The 13940-nt window shown below is 73.7% G+C and carries 17 protein-coding genes; 8 read left to right on the top strand and 9 right to left on the bottom strand.

Translation table 11 applies throughout. The annotated features are described in order from the left end of the window. Positions 1-94 precede the first annotated feature (94 nt). Positions 95-2032 (top strand): phosphoenolpyruvate carboxykinase (GTP), encoded by a 1938-nt coding sequence (locus ACFQ8Y_RS09375; protein ID WP_430585290.1) that lies wholly within the window; start codon positions 95-97, stop codon positions 2030-2032. Positions 2033-2102: 70 nt separating this feature from the next. Here the strand turns inward: ACFQ8Y_RS09375 and trpS are convergent, their stop codons facing one another. Continuing rightward, the gene (trpS, locus tag ACFQ8Y_RS09370) at positions 2103-3206 is read right to left on the bottom strand and encodes a tryptophan--tRNA ligase (RefSeq protein WP_430550643.1); all 1104 of its coding nucleotides are present in this window, start codon (positions 3204-3206) and stop codon (positions 2103-2105) included. Between the two features lie 234 nt (positions 3207-3440). Here trpS and ACFQ8Y_RS09365 point away from each other — a divergent pair, with 234 nt between their 5' ends. Then, a complete protein-coding gene (locus ACFQ8Y_RS09365) occupies positions 3441-4631 on the top strand; it encodes a hypothetical protein (RefSeq protein WP_430585289.1) in 1191 nt (396 codons plus the stop codon). A 6-nt stretch (positions 4632-4637) separates the two neighbouring features. On the opposite strand, the gene ACFQ8Y_RS09360 is transcribed toward ACFQ8Y_RS09365, so the two are convergent. Then, positions 4638-5684, bottom strand: a complete 1047-nt coding sequence (locus ACFQ8Y_RS09360) for a proline racemase family protein (RefSeq protein WP_430585288.1) — start codon at positions 5682-5684, stop codon at positions 4638-4640. After that, positions 5671-6798 carry an alcohol dehydrogenase family protein gene (locus tag ACFQ8Y_RS09355; RefSeq protein ID WP_430585287.1) on the bottom strand — a complete coding sequence of 376 codons (1128 nt, stop codon included), beginning with the start codon at positions 6796-6798 and terminating at the stop codon, positions 5671-5673. Before ACFQ8Y_RS09355 ends, ACFQ8Y_RS09360 begins: the two co-directional genes overlap by 14 nt. A gap of 153 nt (positions 6799-6951) precedes the next feature. Between ACFQ8Y_RS09355 and ACFQ8Y_RS09350 the strand changes: the two genes are divergently transcribed. Further along, on the top strand, positions 6952-7404 hold the full coding sequence (locus tag ACFQ8Y_RS09350; RefSeq protein WP_430550774.1) for a tRNA (cytidine(34)-2'-O)-methyltransferase: 453 nt from the start codon (positions 6952-6954) through the stop codon (positions 7402-7404). Between the two features lie 30 nt (positions 7405-7434). Here the strand turns inward: ACFQ8Y_RS09350 and ACFQ8Y_RS09345 are convergent, their stop codons facing one another. Continuing rightward, positions 7435-8337, bottom strand: a complete 903-nt coding sequence (locus tag ACFQ8Y_RS09345; protein WP_430563223.1) for a PhzF family phenazine biosynthesis protein — start codon at positions 8335-8337, stop codon at positions 7435-7437. Then, positions 8334-9092: a DeoR/GlpR family DNA-binding transcription regulator gene (locus ACFQ8Y_RS09340; protein ID WP_430585286.1), complete on the bottom strand. Its 759-nt coding sequence runs from the start codon at positions 9090-9092 to the stop codon at positions 8334-8336. The genes ACFQ8Y_RS09345 and ACFQ8Y_RS09340 overlap by 4 nt, the downstream gene beginning before the upstream one ends. Positions 9093-9143: 51 nt before the next feature. Here ACFQ8Y_RS09340 and ACFQ8Y_RS09335 point away from each other — a divergent pair, with 51 nt between their 5' ends. The 4 genes from ACFQ8Y_RS09335 to ACFQ8Y_RS09320 all read left to right on the top strand — a co-directional run bounded on the left by ACFQ8Y_RS09335 (position 9144) and on the right by ACFQ8Y_RS09320 (position 11370). Beyond that, the gene (locus ACFQ8Y_RS09335) at positions 9144-9521 is read left to right on the top strand and encodes a DUF4406 domain-containing protein (RefSeq protein ID WP_430563221.1); all 378 of its coding nucleotides are present in this window, start codon (positions 9144-9146) and stop codon (positions 9519-9521) included. Next, positions 9518-10168, top strand: coding sequence for an NUDIX domain-containing protein (locus ACFQ8Y_RS09330; protein WP_430585285.1), 651 nt, complete (start codon positions 9518-9520; stop codon positions 10166-10168). Before ACFQ8Y_RS09335 ends, ACFQ8Y_RS09330 begins: the two co-directional genes overlap by 4 nt. Positions 10169-10184: 16 nt before the next feature. Beyond that, a complete protein-coding gene (locus ACFQ8Y_RS09325; protein ID WP_430563219.1) occupies positions 10185-10856 on the top strand; it encodes an AIM24 family protein in 672 nt (223 codons plus the stop codon). 61 nt (positions 10857-10917) lie between these two features. After that, on the top strand, positions 10918-11370 hold the full coding sequence (locus tag ACFQ8Y_RS09320; protein ID WP_430585284.1) for a hypothetical protein: 453 nt from the start codon (positions 10918-10920) through the stop codon (positions 11368-11370). A 23-nt stretch (positions 11371-11393) separates the two neighbouring features. On the opposite strand, the gene ACFQ8Y_RS09315 is transcribed toward ACFQ8Y_RS09320, so the two are convergent. The 4 genes from ACFQ8Y_RS09315 to ACFQ8Y_RS09300 all read right to left on the bottom strand — a co-directional run bounded on the left by ACFQ8Y_RS09315 (position 11394) and on the right by ACFQ8Y_RS09300 (position 13406). Beyond that, positions 11394-11780: a VOC family protein gene (locus ACFQ8Y_RS09315; RefSeq protein WP_430563217.1), complete on the bottom strand. Its 387-nt coding sequence runs from the start codon at positions 11778-11780 to the stop codon at positions 11394-11396. A 31-nt stretch (positions 11781-11811) separates the two neighbouring features. Continuing rightward, positions 11812-12012 (bottom strand): hypothetical protein, encoded by a 201-nt coding sequence (locus ACFQ8Y_RS09310; RefSeq protein ID WP_430585283.1) that lies wholly within the window; start codon positions 12010-12012, stop codon positions 11812-11814. A gap of 1 nt (position 12013) precedes the next feature. Next, positions 12014-12733, bottom strand: a complete 720-nt coding sequence (locus tag ACFQ8Y_RS09305; RefSeq protein ID WP_430550655.1) for a ThuA domain-containing protein — start codon at positions 12731-12733, stop codon at positions 12014-12016. Positions 12734-12818: 85 nt separating this feature from the next. Next, positions 12819-13406 (bottom strand): TetR/AcrR family transcriptional regulator, encoded by a 588-nt coding sequence (locus ACFQ8Y_RS09300; RefSeq protein ID WP_430585282.1) that lies wholly within the window; start codon positions 13404-13406, stop codon positions 12819-12821. 91 nt (positions 13407-13497) lie between these two features. On the opposite strand from ACFQ8Y_RS09300, the gene ACFQ8Y_RS09295 reads away from it, so the two are divergent. Then, positions 13498-13938: an anthrone oxygenase family protein gene (locus ACFQ8Y_RS09295; RefSeq protein ID WP_430550657.1), complete on the top strand. Its 441-nt coding sequence runs from the start codon at positions 13498-13500 to the stop codon at positions 13936-13938. The last annotated feature ends 2 nt before the right edge of the window (positions 13939-13940 follow it).

Here is a 13940-nt window from a genome sequence, read left to right as displayed (position 1 = left end):
GGCCAATCCGGTGGAAAGTAGGTACGGCCGGGAGGGACGCTGGAGGCAGCCCACCCGGCAGCGCTCGCCGGGGCCTCGATGGACGGAGCACCCGATGACCTTCACCGCGAACCCGCGCCGCACGCGACTCGCGATCGCCGAGCTCGCGCCGGACGCCCTGGCCCCCAGCACGACGACGCCGCGCGGCCAGGTGGGCGCCGGGCCCGCGTCCGGGGCGTCCGGGGCGCGCGGCACGGACTTCCGCGCCTGGGTGAGCCAGGTCGCCGAGCTCACGCAGCCCGACGAGATCGTGTGGTGCGACGGGTCCGCCGCCGAGAAGCAGCGCCTGCTCGACGAGATGGTCGAGGCCGGCACGCTGATCAGGCTGGCAGAGGAGAAGCGGCCGAACTCCTACCTCGCCCGGTCGAACCCGTCGGACGTCGCCCGCGTCGAGTCGCGCACCTTCATCTGCTCGGAGCGCGAGGAGGACGCCGGCCCGACGAACAACTGGCGCGCCCCCGCGGAGATGCGCCAGGAGCTGACGGGGCCGGACGGGGTCTTCGCCGGGTCGATGCGCGGCCGCACCATGTACGTGGTGCCGTTCTCCATGGGCCCCGTCGGCGGGCCGATCTCGCAGGTGGGCATCGAGATCACCGACTCGCCGTACGTCGTCGTGTCGATGCACGTCATGACCCGCGTCTCGAGCGCCGTCCTCGACCTCATCGACGCCGGCCGGCAGTGGGTGCCCGCCGTGCACTCGGTGGGCGCCCCCCTGGCGGACGGCGAGGCCGACGTGCCGTGGCCCTGCAACGACACGAAGTACATCGTCCACTACCCCGAGACGCGCGAGATCTGGTCGTACGGCTCCGGCTACGGCGGCAACGCCCTGCTGGGCAAGAAGTGCTTCGCGCTGCGCATCGCGTCGGCGATGGCGCGCGACGAGGGCTGGCTCGCCGAGCACATGCTGCTCATCCGCGTGACGTCGCCGGAGCAACGGCGGTACCACCTGGCCGCCGCGTTCCCGAGCGCGTGCGGCAAGACGAACCTCGCGATGCTGCGACCCACCATCCCCGGCTGGACGGTCGAGACTCTCGGCGACGACATCGTGTGGATGCGCCCCGGCCCCGACGGCCGCCTGCGGGCCATCAACCCCGAGGCGGGCTTCTTCGGCGTCGCGCCGGGCACGGGCGTCGAGACCAACCCGACCGCCGTCGAGACGTTCACGCACGACACGATCTTCACCAACGTGGCCCTGACCGACGACGGCGACGTGTGGTGGGAGGGGCTCACGCCCGAGCCGCCCGCGCACCTGATCGACTGGCGGGGGAACGACTGGACGCCCGGTTCCGACACCCCGGCCGCGCACCCGAACTCCCGGTTCACGGTGTCGGCGGCGCAGTGCCCGTCGATCGCGGACACCTGGGAGGACCCGGCAGGCGTGCCCGTCGACGCGATCGTCTTCGGCGGCCGCCGCGCCACCAACGTGCCGCTCGTGACCCAGGCGACGAGCTGGGACCACGGCGTCTTCATGGGCGCCACGATCAGCTCCGAGCGCACCGCCGCGGCCGAGGGCACGGTCGGCGAGCTCCGTCGCGACCCGTTCGCGATGATGCCGTTCTGCGGCTACAACATGGCCGACCACTGGTCGCACTGGCTCGCGGTGGGCAAGGGCCTCGAGGCCGGCAAGCGGCCCAAGGTGTTCCAGGTGAACTGGTTCCGCAAGGGCGAGGACGGCAGCTTCCTGTGGCCCGGGTTCGGCGAGAACTCGCGCGTGGTCGAGTGGATCGTCACCCAGCTCGACCGGGCGCGCGGCCTGCGCACCGACGCCGGCGCCGTGCACTCCCCCGTCGGCCTGCTGCCCGCGGAGGGCGCGCTGCGCACGGACGGCCTCGACCTGTCCGACGCCGACGTCGCGGCCCTGTTCGACGTCCCCGTCGAGGCGTGGCTCGCGGAGACGGCCCTCACCGGGGAGTTCTTCGAGACCTTCGGCGACCGGGTGCCCGACCAGCTCTGGGCGCAGCTCTCGCTGCTGCGCGACCGGCTCGGCGCCTGACCCACAGACCCGGGCCCGCCGGAGAGGCACCGGCGGGCCCGACCCCTCTCGCTCGGAGCGGTGCCTGCGGTCAGGCGTAGACCGTGCCCATGAGGTCGCGGACGTCGGCGAGGGTGCGCTCGGCGACCTCGTTCGCCCGCGCGTTGCCGCGGGCGAGCACGTCGCGCACGACGGCGGGACCGTCGGCCGCCAGCGCGGCCCGCCGCTCGCGCAGCGGGCGCAGGCCCTCGACGACGGCGTCGGTGACGACCGCCTTGAGCCGCCCCGCCCCGGCGTCCCCGACCGACGCGGCCAGGTCCTGCGGCGTCGTGCCCGCGAAGTGCGCGCCGATGCGCAGCAGGTTCGCCACCTCGGGCCGCGCCTCCGGGTCGTAGGAGATGTGCCGCTCGGAGTCGGTGCGGGCGCGCCGGAAGAAGCGCACCGTCTCGTCCTCGCCGGCCCGCAGCTCCAGCGCGTTGCCGCGCGACTTGCTCATCTTGGCGCCGTCGTTCCCGAGCACCGTCAACGACGGCGTGAGCAGGGCATCCGGCTCCGGGAAGTACGGGCGGGCGCCGGCGTAGCGCTGGTTGAAGCGGCGCGCCACGGTCCGCGTCGTCTCGAGGTGCGGCAGCTGGTCCAGCCCCACGGGCACGAGGTTGCCGTGGCAGAACAGGATGTCCGCCGCCTGGTGCACCGGGTACGTGAAGAGCAGGCCGGACATGCCTCGGCCCTGGCGCCTCTCGGCGTCCGCGGCCTCCGCCTTCACGGTGGGGTTGCGCTCCAGCTCCGCCACGCTCACCAGGGACAGGAACGGCAGCAGCAGCTGGTTCAGCGCCGGCACGGCCGAGTGCGTGAACACCGTGGAGCGCGCCGGGTCCACGCCGGCGGCGAGGTAGTCGAGCACCACCTCGCGCACGACGGCGGGCAGGTCGCCCGCGTCGTCGCGGTCGGTGATGACCTGGTAGTCGGCGACGACGAGCACGACCTCGACGCCGGCGTCCTGCAGACGCACCCGGTTGTCGAGCGTGGCGAGCAGGTGGCCCAGGTGCAGGGCGCCGGTCGGCCGGTCGCCGGTGAGGACGCGGAAGCGGCCGGGGTCGCGCGCCAGCTCGGCCTCGATCTCGGCGGACCGGGCCTGCGCGACGGCGGCGGTGGGGGTGGGTGTGGGCGTGGTCAGGACGGACGGTGCGGTCATCGGGTCGGCTCCTCTGGGGGATCGCCGCCCGTCGGTCCGGTCCGGACACAGAGGCGTCCCGGCTGCGACGGGCAGCTCGGGACGGGGACGTGGGCGCGTCGGGTCAGGGCTGCGGAGGCAGCCACCACCAGCACGCGCGCGTCGTCATGGCGCCAGGATACGCCCGGTCGGACGAGGCACGACGCCGGCGACGGCCCTGGCCGAGGACCCCGGACGGCCAGGCAGAATACGGTCGTGATCCGCTGCCTGTTCGCTCTGTCCCTCGGCGTGCTCGCGGCGTCGATCCTCGGCGACGCCCTCACGGGCGATCCCCTGTACGTCACCCTGCGCATCGTCGCGATCGTGGTGGCGAGCCTCTGCCTGCCGCTGACCATCATCGGCAGCGTCACGAGCGGGATGGGGCTCAAGGACCCGAAGAAGGTGGCCGAGGCGAAGGCCGCGGGCCGCACGACGCTCGCCCGCGTGACGGGCATCAGGGCCACCGGGTCGGCGGTCGACGACCAGCCGGTGTGCGAGATCGGGCTGCTGGTCGTCCCCCGCCAGGGGCACGGGCCGTACCGCACCACGGTCCGGCAGGTCGTGAACCTCGCCCAGCTGCCGTCGATGCAGCCGGGGGCGGTGCTCGTGGTGACGCAGCTCCACCCGGAGCGCCCCGAGGTCGTGCTCGACGACGCCTCCGACCCCGACTGGGTGCGACGCGCCGGGTCCGACCGCCAGGTCCGCGAGCTGCGCGACGCCGACGTCTGGGCGCTGCCGCAGAAGGGCCGCTCGGCCGGCGGTATCCGGCACATCCCGTTCGTCGTCTTCCCCGTGCTGGCCGTCGTCGGCTTCGCCGCGGCGCTCTACCCCGTGTGGGACGACGCCGGCCGCCTGGTGGAGACGCGGTCGATCGACACCGTCCGCGCCGAGCACGACGCCGCCGCGGCCGCCGAGACGTCGATGTTCACGCCGGGGAACCTGCGGCCCGCGATCGACGCCGTCCTCGCGCTGTCGGGCGACGAGGTCACGGAGGTCTACGTGTTCGACCAGTGGGTGCAGGTCACGGCCCCCACGTCGCCGGGCGCCACCACGACCGACGAGTGGCACTACCGCGACGGCGAGGCCACCCACGAGGGCGCGTCCCTCATCCAGCCGGAGCCCGAGGACGTGCCCAGGGAGCTGTTCGACGCCTCGGAGATCGGCTGGGAGGACCTGCCGCCGCTGTTCGACGAGGCCGAGCGCCTCACGGGGATCGACGACACCGACGACCCGATGCTGTGGGTCGCGCGCGAGGTCTGGTCCGACGAGAAGCCCAGCGACCCGCGGGTCCGCGTCTCGGTCTCCGACGACTACTACGACGGCTCGGTGGTCTTCGCCACCGACGGCACCGTGGTCGGCACGAACGGCGGGGCCCCCGGCTCCGAGGCGGCGGCGGGCGACGCCTGAGCCCGCTCAGGCGGGCGGCGTGAGCAGCGGCTCCAGGTCGGAGGCGTCGACCAGCGGGTCGTCGAGGTCCACCGTGATCTGCGAGCGCGCCATCACCCGCGCCGCGCCCGTGACGGCGGAGCGCAGCGCCGGGTAGTCGCCCACCCTGGTGCGCTCCAGCACCGTGCCGACGAACCGGCTGCCGCGCGGCGAGACCGTCTCCAGCGACTCCCCCTCGCGGATCTCCCCGCGCTGCGCCATGAGGGCGAGCCGCGCCGACGTGCCCGTGCCGGTGGGGCTGCGGCAGAGGACGCCGGGATGCACGTAGGTGGCCGACGGCGACTCCCAGCGGCCGTCGCCCGCCCGGCGCAGGGGACCCATGAAGTGCGCGAACGGCAACGGTCCGACGTCGCCCAGGTCGGGGTGCTCCCGGCGCAGGCCGGGCCGCGCCGCGCGGACGAAGGCGTCCCCGAACGCGGTCAGCGCGACCTGCTCCGTCGGTCCGATGTCGAACCCGTAGCGGGACGCGTCGATCAGCGCGTAGTACGCCCCGCTCCAGACGAGGTCGAAGAGCACGTCGCCGTGGTTCGGCACCTCGACGCTCAGCGCCTCGTCGGCCACGTACGCGGGTTCGCCCTCGGTGGTGATGGACACGACCCGCCCGTCGACCACCCGGGCGCTGACCCGGGCCAGGCCTGCCGGGGACTCCAGCGTCACGTCCTGCAGCCCGTCGCCGTCGCGCAGCGGGATGGCCCCGCTCTGCAGCAGCGCGGTGGCCGTGCAGATCGTGTTGGAGCCGGAGTACAGCGGGTACCCCATCGCCTCCATGATCACGTAGCCGGCCTGAGCCCTCGGGTCGCCGGGCTCCACGACGAGGTCCACCGACATCGCGGGGTCGCCGTACGGCTCCGAGAGCAGCAGGCGACGCAGCCCGTCGCCCTGCCGCTCCAGGTAGCGCGCCTTCTCCAGCACCGTACGCCCGGGCAGCGGCTCGACGCCGGACATGACGACCCGGCTGACGTCGCCGCCCGACTGCGCGTCGATCAGTTCGATGGTGCGCTCACGGCTGCGCATACGGTGCCCCCACGGCGTCCCAGTGCCGGTCCGGCACGACGACGAGCTTGCCGACGTAGGACTTCGCCAGGAACGCGCGCTGCGCGTCGTGCAGGGCGGAGAGCCGGAACGTGCGGTCCAGGAGGGGCCGGACCTCGCCGTCGGAGACGTAGCGCACCAGGCGCCGGAACGCGGTGCGCGTGCCCTGCGACGAGCCGTGCAGCTCGAGCTGCTTGAGGTACATGGTGCGCAGGTCGAGCTGCACGACCGGCCCGCCGATGGCCCCCGCCGTCGTGTACCGGCCCTCGGGCCGCAGGATGCGCAGCAGGTCGTTGAACATCGGCCCGGCCACCAGGTCGGCCACGACGTCGACCGGGCCGTCCACGACGCGCTCCACCTCCGCCACGAGGTCGGGCACGTCGCGCAGGACGACGTCCTGCGCGCCGATCTCCCGCAGCGCGGCCTCCTTGCCCGCGCTCGTCACGGCGTAGGGGACGGCGCCGCGCACGCGCGCCAGCTGGACGATCGCCGAGCCCACCCCGCCGGACGCCCCGGTGACGAGCACCCGCTCCCCCGCGCCGAGCCGGGCCCGGTCGAGCATCTGCTCCGCGGTGAGGTAGGCGCAGCAGAACGTCGCGAGCTCCGCGTCCGCGAGGTCTGCCGTGATCTCGTACGCGTTCTCCGCGGGGGCGGTCATGTACTCGGCGTACCCGCCGTCGCGTCCGTGCCCGATGTAGTCGATGTCCGCGAGGCTGTCGTCGCCCTCGGGCCGGTGGTAGAGCGAGAAGTCCACCATCACGCGCTCACCGACCCGGTCGGCGGGCACGCCGTCGCCGACGGCGGCGATCACGCCGACGGTGTCCGCGCCCTGGATCCGCGGAAAGGTGAGGGTGGATCTGCCGCGTCTCCACGTCGAGACGGAGCCCGGGTCCGTCTCCGTGCCGTACGCGCCCTCGCGGACCCACACGTCCGTGTTGTTCATGCCGCAGGCATGCACGTCGATCAGGACCTCGCCCGCCGCGGGCACGGGCGTGGGCACGTCGTCGCGGTACACCAGCCGGTCGAGGCCACCGTGGCCGACGAGCTGGACCGCTGCCATCACCGCCGGGATCTCCGCCGTCAGTGTCGCTCCCATCATGTGAGCCTAGGGGCGGGAGGCCCGTCGCGTCATCGGGACGGCCGCACGTCGCCCGGCCCCCGGGCGACCGGTGGGAGAATCGGGCCCGTGCCCGACCAGCTCCCGCCCACGCCACCGGTCTCCCCCGAGCCGTCCCCGTTCGCCCACGTCGTGTACTACGAGCCGCGCATCCCGGGGAACACGGGCTCCGCCATCCGCCTCGCCGCCGTGACCGGCGCGCGCCTGCACCTCGTGGAACCGCTGGGCTTCGACCTCTCCGAGGCGAAGCTCAAGCGCGCCGGGCTGGACTACCACGACCTCGCCGTCATGGACGTGCACCCCACTTTCGACGCCGCGCTCGACGCCCTGCCCGGGGCGCGCGTCTTCGCGTTCACCGCGCACGCCGACACCACGTACACCGACGTCGTGTTCCGGCCCGGCGACGTCCTGCTGTTCGGCCCCGAGCCGACCGGCCTGCCCGACGAGGCGATGGACCACCCGCGCGTCACGGACCGCGTGAAGATCCCCATGCTGCCCGGACGGCGCTCGCTCAACCTCACGAACGCCGCGTCGATCGTCGTGTACGAGGCGTGGCGGCAGGCGGGCTTCCCCGGCGCCGTCTGATCCCGGGACGGCCGCGGCACGGGCCGCCCCTCACCCCGGCAGCACGTCCAGGGTCGCCCGGGCCACCATGCTCACGGCGCCGCCGACGCGGACGTCGCGCAGCGCGTCGGGGCTCCCCTGCGGGAGCACCGACAGCAGGCTCGGGCGTCCGGTGAAGCGGCCCTGCCGCAGGACGAGCTCCTCCCCGACGGGCACGACGCCGTGGCGGGCCAGGTAGGCGCCGACGCAGCCCGCTGCGCTGCCCGTCGCAACGTCCTCCAGCACTCCGTCGTTGTTCCAGTGCCGGCCCTCGAGCGCGTCGACGTCGAGCACGTACGCGTACTGCGCGCCGTACCGAGCGACCAGCTCCCCGAAGTCGGGGCGGACGATCCTCGCCTGCGCCAGTCCGTCCACGACGGGCACCACCAGGTAGCGCAGACCGGTGGAGACGACCTGCAGCGGGAGGTCGGCGAGCCCTCCGGCGGGCAGGTTCAGCGCCGCCGCCACCTCCGCCCGGTCCTCGGGCGGCACGGTCGCGAGGAACGCGGGGGCACCCTGGTCGAGCTCCGCGTGGTACCCGGTGGCGGTGGGCCGGGTGGAGACCTCGACCGTCCTGGTGGGCAGCCGGAGGGACCAGCGCCGCGGACCGGCGGAGCCGTCGCGCTCGTGCAGCACGGCGGCCGCGCCCAGCAGCGGGTGCCCGGCGAACTCGAGCTCCCCGAAGAGGTCGAAGACCCGGGCGGCGACGGCCTCCTCACCGTCGTCCGTCCGCAGGAAGATCGCCTCGAAGTGGCGCAGCTCCTGGGTGATCGCGAGCATCTGCGTGGCGGTGAGGCCCGGGTGGTCCCAGAAGACCGCCAGCGAGTTGCCGGTGTACGCCCGCGCGGCAAAGACGTCGACGTGCCGGTACGACAGCGGCGCACGATCGTGCACGTTCTCGCCCGCCCGGGTCATGCGCCGGCCCGCACGACACGGACGAGCTCGCCGAGCCGACCCATGACCTCGGAGCCCGGGGCGGCGTCCGTGACGAGGCCCGCGACGGCGTCGAACCCGATCACCTCGTACGGCGACGCGGCCCCGATCTTCTCGGACGAGCCCAGCACGTACGTCTCGGCGGCACGCCCGGCCAGCGCCCGCTTCATGGCGGCCTCGTCCGGGTCGCCGGTGGTCAGTCCGGCGTCGGGGTGGATGCCGGTGACGCCGAGGAGGAAGAGGTCCGCCGAGACCCGCTGCGCGGCCTCGACCGTAGCCGCGCCGCTCGCCACCGCGGAGTGCTTGAAGAGCCGGCCACCCAGCACGAACACCTCGGCGACCGGGTGCTCGACCAGCGCCGCCGCGACCGTCGGGCTGTGCGTGACGACGGTGCAGCGCAGGCCGGGCGGCAGCGCCCGGGCGACCGCGAGGGCCGTCGTCCCGCCGTCGAGGATGACCGTGCTGCCCGGGTCGATCAGCCGCACCGCCGCCGCGGCGACACGCTGTTTGCCCGTCACCTCGACCCGCTGCCGGCCGGCGTAGTCGGCGACCGCCGGGGACACCGGCAGCGCCCCGCCGTAGACCCGCTGGCACAGCCCCTCGGCCGCCAGCTCGCGCAGGTCCCGGCGGATGCTGTCCTCCGAGAGGCCGAGCTCGGCCGCGGCCGTCTTCGCCACGACCTTGCCGTCGCGGCGAAGGGTCTCGAGGAGGTGGTCACGCCTCTCGGCAGCGAGCATCGTCGTTCTCGTTTCTTCGTAGTTCTGCATGTTTGTGTCTAGTCTACGGGGATGACCCGACCACTGCTCATCCTGATCGCCGGCCCCTATCGCTCCGGCACCGACGGCGACCCCGCCGCGATGGAGGCCAACCTCCGCCGGCTCGAGGAGGCGGCCTGGCCCGTCTTCGCCGCGGGACACGTCCCCATGATCGGCGAGTGGGTGGCGCTGCCGGTGCTGCGCTCGGCCGGCGCCACGCTGGACGACGAGCTCGCGGACGACGTGCTCTACCCGACGGCGCAGCGGCTGCTCCAGCACTGCGACGCCGTGTTGCGGCTGCCCGGCGAGTCGACCGGGGCCGACCAGGACGTCGCGATCGCCGAGAGCCGGGGTCTCCCGGTCTACTACGACGTCGCCGACGTGCCGCGTCTCGCGGACGCCGACCGGTGACCGGGCGGCCCGGGGTCGACGTCCCCGACCACCGTGGCCGGACGGGGCTCGACCGGGTGGGGCGGGCGCTGGACCGCAACCCGGACGTCGTCGTCCGCGAGGTCGAGGTCACCTCCGACGGCTGGCACGTGCTGCGCCGCACGACCTTCGACCACCGCAGGCGCGACGGGAGCTGGCACACCCTGCAGCGCGAGACCTACGACCGCGGGGACGGCGCCACGATCCTGCTGTACGACGACGCGCGGTCCACCGTGCTGCTCACGCGTCAGTTCCGATTCCCGGCCTACGTCAACGACCACCCCGACGGGATGCTGATCGAGACGGCCGCGGGCCTGCTCGACGACGACGACCCCGAGACCGCGATCCGGCGCGAGGTCGCCGAGGAGCTCGGTGTCGCCGTCGGGCCGGTCGAGCACGTCTTCACCGCGTACATGAGCCCCGGCTCGGTCACCGAGAAGGTCCACTTCTACGCGGCGCCGTACACGCCGCACGACCGCGTCGGCCCGGGCGGCGGGGTCGCCCACGAGGGCGAGGACATCGAAGCCGTCGAGCTCCGCCGCGACGACGCCCTGGCCATGGTCCGCGACGGCCGCATCGTCGACGGCAAGACCATCATGCTGCTCCAGTGGTGGGCACTGCGGGGCTGACGACAAGATGTCCACCATGCGCAGCAGCCTCTTCCACCACACCGAGCCGCAGGGCGAGCCCGGTAGCTTCCAGCTCGTCAACCCGCGGATGCTCAAGGTCGACCTCGCCGGCTCCGGCGGGTTCTTCTACGCCAAGCAGGGGTCGATGGTCGCCTACCAGGGCGACGTGGACTTCGCCTACGAGGGCGCGGGCGGCATGACCAAGCTCTTCAAGAAGGCGTTCACCGGCGAGGGCATGTCGCTGATGAAGGTCTCGGGGAGCGGCGACGTCTTCCTCGCCCAGGACGCCGACGAGGTGTTCGTGCTGTACCTGGAGAACGAGAGCGTCACCGTCTCCGGCAGCAACATCCTCGCGTTCGAGAGCACGCTGACCTGGGACATCAACCGCGTGCAGGGCGCGTCCATGCTCAGCGGCGGGCTGTTCAACACCACGTTCACCGGCTCGGGCGCGCTCGCCGTCACCGCGTACGGCACCCCCGTCGTGCTCGAGGTCGACGAGCCCACCTACGTCGACATGCAGAGCGTGGTGCTCTGGTCCACGACCCTCTCCAGCACCGTGCGCAAGACGGCGAAGCTCGGCGCGGCCATCGGCCGCGGCTCGGGCGAGGCGTACCAGCTCGGGCTCACCGGCCAGGGGATCGTCGTCGTGCAGGCCTCCGAGGGCCACCCGCTGCCGAACCAGGGCTGACGAGGCCTACGGCGGCGCCGCGGCCGTTTGCACATCCGGGGGCTCCTGGGATGCTCGGCCCATGACGCCTCGCGACCGTGCGCTGCCGAGCGACCCCGAGCGTTCCCGCGGACTGGTCCTGCGCTGGGCCGGTCCGACGACGACGCGGCCCGACATGGAGCTCCTCGCCGTCGACCTCGTCAACGAGAGCACCGAGGTCTGGGCCCCGCGGGAGGAGGAGCTCATCGTCGCGGGAGGCCTGCTGCTGTCTCCCGGGGAGGAACGGGCGTCCTTCGACTTCGCCTTCTTCGGGAGCCAGGGGGTCGCCGTCCCGTTGGGACCCGGCGACTACGCACGCCTCCCGGTGTCGATCGGTGGCTCCGAGTGGGCGCGTGCGAAGCCCGGCCCAGCGCACGTCCGCGCCGTGCTCCCCGCGCTCAGCCTCTGGACGGAGGATCCGCTCCCGGTGGACTTGACCGCCGACGTCATCGACCGGCACCGCCTGGAGGACCTGCCTCTCGCGGAGCCGGAGTAGGGCGTCCTGGCCGTTCACCGGCGTCAGGCGGGCGCGAGCACCTCGACGCGGTTGCCCGCGCCGTCGCGCGTGTGGAACCTCAGGTAGCCGGCGAAGCTCTCGCGCTCGGAGCGGTCGACGGCGAAGCCCGCGGCCTCCAGCCGGTCCGCGGTCTCGTCGAGCGCGGCGACGTCGTCCACCACCAGGGCCGGGTGCGCCTTGCGCGCCGGCGCGAACGGGTCCTCCACGCCGACGTGGATCTCGGCGACGACCGCACCGCCGTGGTCGACGCCGCGGAACCAGCAGCCGCCGCGGCCCGCCAGCTCCGGCGGCTTGGCCACCTCCGTCAGCCCCAGACCCGTGGCGTAGAACGCGCGGGCCGCGTCCTCGCCGCCGGGCGGGCACGCCACCTGCACGTGATGCAGCCGCATCGGTCCCCCTCGCCGTCGAAGTATCTTGACGTCAAGATACCTCGTCGCTCCGCCGCTCCCGACGACGGCGCTCCGCGGCGGCCCGGACGGCCCATCCGCCGCCCACGAAGATCGGCACGCTGACCAGGAACCGGCCGAACGGAGAGAGGTCGGGCGCGAGCGCCTCGATCACGTAGACCGACGCGCCCGCAAGGGTCACGAACAGCGCGCCGATGAGGAAGACACGCACCACCTCACCCCTCCAACAGCCAGGTCGCCGCGCGCCGCAGCAGCTCGGCGTGCGACGACGAGTCGTAGGCGCGCACGTCGTGCCCCAGCCCGGAGTACACGGTGCGGCCGCCGTGCGCGTCGGCGACCCAGACGGCGGGGTGCCGCTCGCCGTCGTCGTCGCTCACCCACCCCAGCACCTGCGACGACGGCGCCACGCGCAGGTGGCAGTACCGCTCGTCGACCACGTCGACGGCGCCCAGCCCCTCCGTGATCGGGTGCGCGCCGACCGCCAGCGGCACCGTCGTCGGGCCCAGCGGCGGGTGCATCGACTCACCCGGCACCCATCGGCCGCCGAGCACCTCCTCCCACTCCGGATGGTCGCCGAACGCGTTCGCCGCCTGGTGCACGGCGAGGATCCGGCCACCGGCGCGCGCCCAGACGTCGAGGCGGGCGTGGAACGGGGCCCACGCCGCGTCGTCGGGACCGATGCCGGCCTCCCGCAGCCCCGGCCACGGCGTGCCCGCGTTGACCACGAGCAGGTCGACGTCGTCCAGGTCGTCGAGGCTGTCGGGGAACGTCGAGCGCACGACGACGTCGGGGGCACCCGCGGCGAGGTCCAGGCCCGCGAGCACCAGTGCCAGCCGGTGCGAGGTGGCCGCGTGGTCGTGCCAGGGGTCCTCGTGGCGGCCGCGGCCGGCGAGGATGAGGATGCGGGGCGGTCGGGAGTCGCGCGTCGTCGTCACGACACCCCATCCTGCCCGGCCGCGCAGGTCCGCGGCCACCGACCGCACAGGAACGATCGCCCGGTCGCGCGATCCCGCGGACGACTCAGCCGACGACGAGCCGCACGAGCGCCTCGACCCGAAGGTCGTCGTTCCCGGCCGACAGACGCCCCGCCCGGTGCAGCGCGACGAGGCCGTGCACAGCGCCCCACAGAACCTCGGCCACGGTCGCCGTGTCGGGGGGCGGCGCTTCGAGCCCCGTCAGCGCGCCCTCGATCGCCACGAAGCCCGCGCGGACGGTCTCCGGCGTGTCGTCCGAGGCGAACGGGATCACCACCGGCAGCAGGAACATCGCGTCGTAGGTCGCGGGGTGCTGCGCGGCGAAGTCCAGGTATGCCGTCACCAGCGCGCGCACCCTCTCGGCGTCCGCGCCGGCCTGCCCGGACGTCGCGGACGAGAGCACGCTTGCCAGCTCCTCGAAACCCGCCATCGCGACGGCGGTGACGATCTCCGTGCGCCCCTGCGGGAAGTGCCCGTAGAGCACGGGCTGGCTGTACTCGATCGCGCCTGCGAGCCGGCGGGTCGTCACGGCCTCCCACCCCTGCTCTTCCGCGAGCGCCCGGGCGGCAGTCACGATGCGCTCCCGGCGGTCGGCCACCTCGCGGGCTCGGCGTGCTGCAGCAGGCGTCGTCATGCCGGCGACTCTAGCACTGCTAGGAGTTCGCTGATATGTTCTCTAGCGCTGCTAGATCTAGCAGCGCTAGTCACCAAAGGGAGCGTGGGTCATGGAGTGGTTGCCGATCGTCGCCGTCGTCGTCACCGGGCTGCTGGTCGGCGTGGAGGCGTCCGTCGTGTTCGTCATGAACCCGATCTTCGACGGCCTGCCCGACGACGCCGCGGTCCTCGCCCGCGCGCACGGCGGCCGGATGCTCGGGCGCCTCATGCCGTTCTGGTACATCGGCGCGACGCTGCTCATCGCCGGCACCGTGGTGGTCGTCCCCCAGGCCGCGGCGCTCGCCTGGACCTCGGTGGCCCTGATGCTCGTCAGCGTCGTGATGTCCGTCGCGCTGCTCGTACCGATCAACAACCGCTCGAAGACGTGGACGCCCGACACGCTCCCCGCGGACTGGCGCGAGCAGACGGACCGGTGGAACCGCCTCCACCTCGTGCGCGTCGCCGTCATCGTCGCAGCGTTCGTCCTCGTGACCGCGGCCGCCGTCCGCTGAGC

The sequence above is a fragment of the Isoptericola sp. NPDC056605 genome (genome assembly GCF_042792795.1).
Taxonomy (GTDB): domain Bacteria; phylum Actinomycetota; class Actinomycetes; order Actinomycetales; family Cellulomonadaceae; genus Isoptericola.
The sequence above is the reverse complement of the archived record's forward strand: the minus strand, read 5'-3'. Positions and strand labels throughout refer to the sequence as shown.

Excerpts from the sequence above, each read along its gene's own strand:
- ACFQ8Y_RS09295 (WP_430550657.1), top strand. The coding sequence starts at position 13,498 with ATGGAGTGGTTGCCGATCGTCGCCGTCGTCGTCACCGGGCTGCTGGTC.
- ACFQ8Y_RS09335 (WP_430563221.1), top strand. The coding sequence starts at position 9,144 with ATGACCCGACCACTGCTCATCCTGATCGCCGGCCCCTATCGCTCCGGC.
- ACFQ8Y_RS09315 (WP_430563217.1), bottom strand. The coding sequence starts at position 11,780 with ATGCGGCTGCATCACGTGCAGGTGGCGTGCCCGCCCGGCGGCGAGGAC.
- ACFQ8Y_RS09355 (WP_430585287.1), bottom strand. The coding sequence starts at position 6,798 with ATGGGAGCGACACTGACGGCGGAGATCCCGGCGGTGATGGCAGCGGTC.
- ACFQ8Y_RS09360 (WP_430585288.1), bottom strand. The coding sequence starts at position 5,684 with ATGCGCAGCCGTGAGCGCACCATCGAACTGATCGACGCGCAGTCGGGC.
- ACFQ8Y_RS09345 (WP_430563223.1), bottom strand. The coding sequence starts at position 8,337 with ATGACCCGGGCGGGCGAGAACGTGCACGATCGTGCGCCGCTGTCGTAC.
- ACFQ8Y_RS09320 (WP_430585284.1), top strand. The coding sequence starts at position 10,918 with ATGACGCCTCGCGACCGTGCGCTGCCGAGCGACCCCGAGCGTTCCCGC.
- ACFQ8Y_RS09340 (WP_430585286.1), bottom strand. The coding sequence starts at position 9,092 with ATGCTCGCTGCCGAGAGGCGTGACCACCTCCTCGAGACCCTTCGCCGC.
- ACFQ8Y_RS09375 (WP_430585290.1), top strand. The coding sequence starts at position 95 with ATGACCTTCACCGCGAACCCGCGCCGCACGCGACTCGCGATCGCCGAG.
- ACFQ8Y_RS09300 (WP_430585282.1), bottom strand. The coding sequence starts at position 13,406 with ATGACGACGCCTGCTGCAGCACGCCGAGCCCGCGAGGTGGCCGACCGC.
- ACFQ8Y_RS09325 (WP_430563219.1), top strand. The coding sequence starts at position 10,185 with ATGCGCAGCAGCCTCTTCCACCACACCGAGCCGCAGGGCGAGCCCGGT.
- trpS (WP_430550643.1), bottom strand. The coding sequence starts at position 3,206 with ATGACCGCACCGTCCGTCCTGACCACGCCCACACCCACCCCCACCGCC.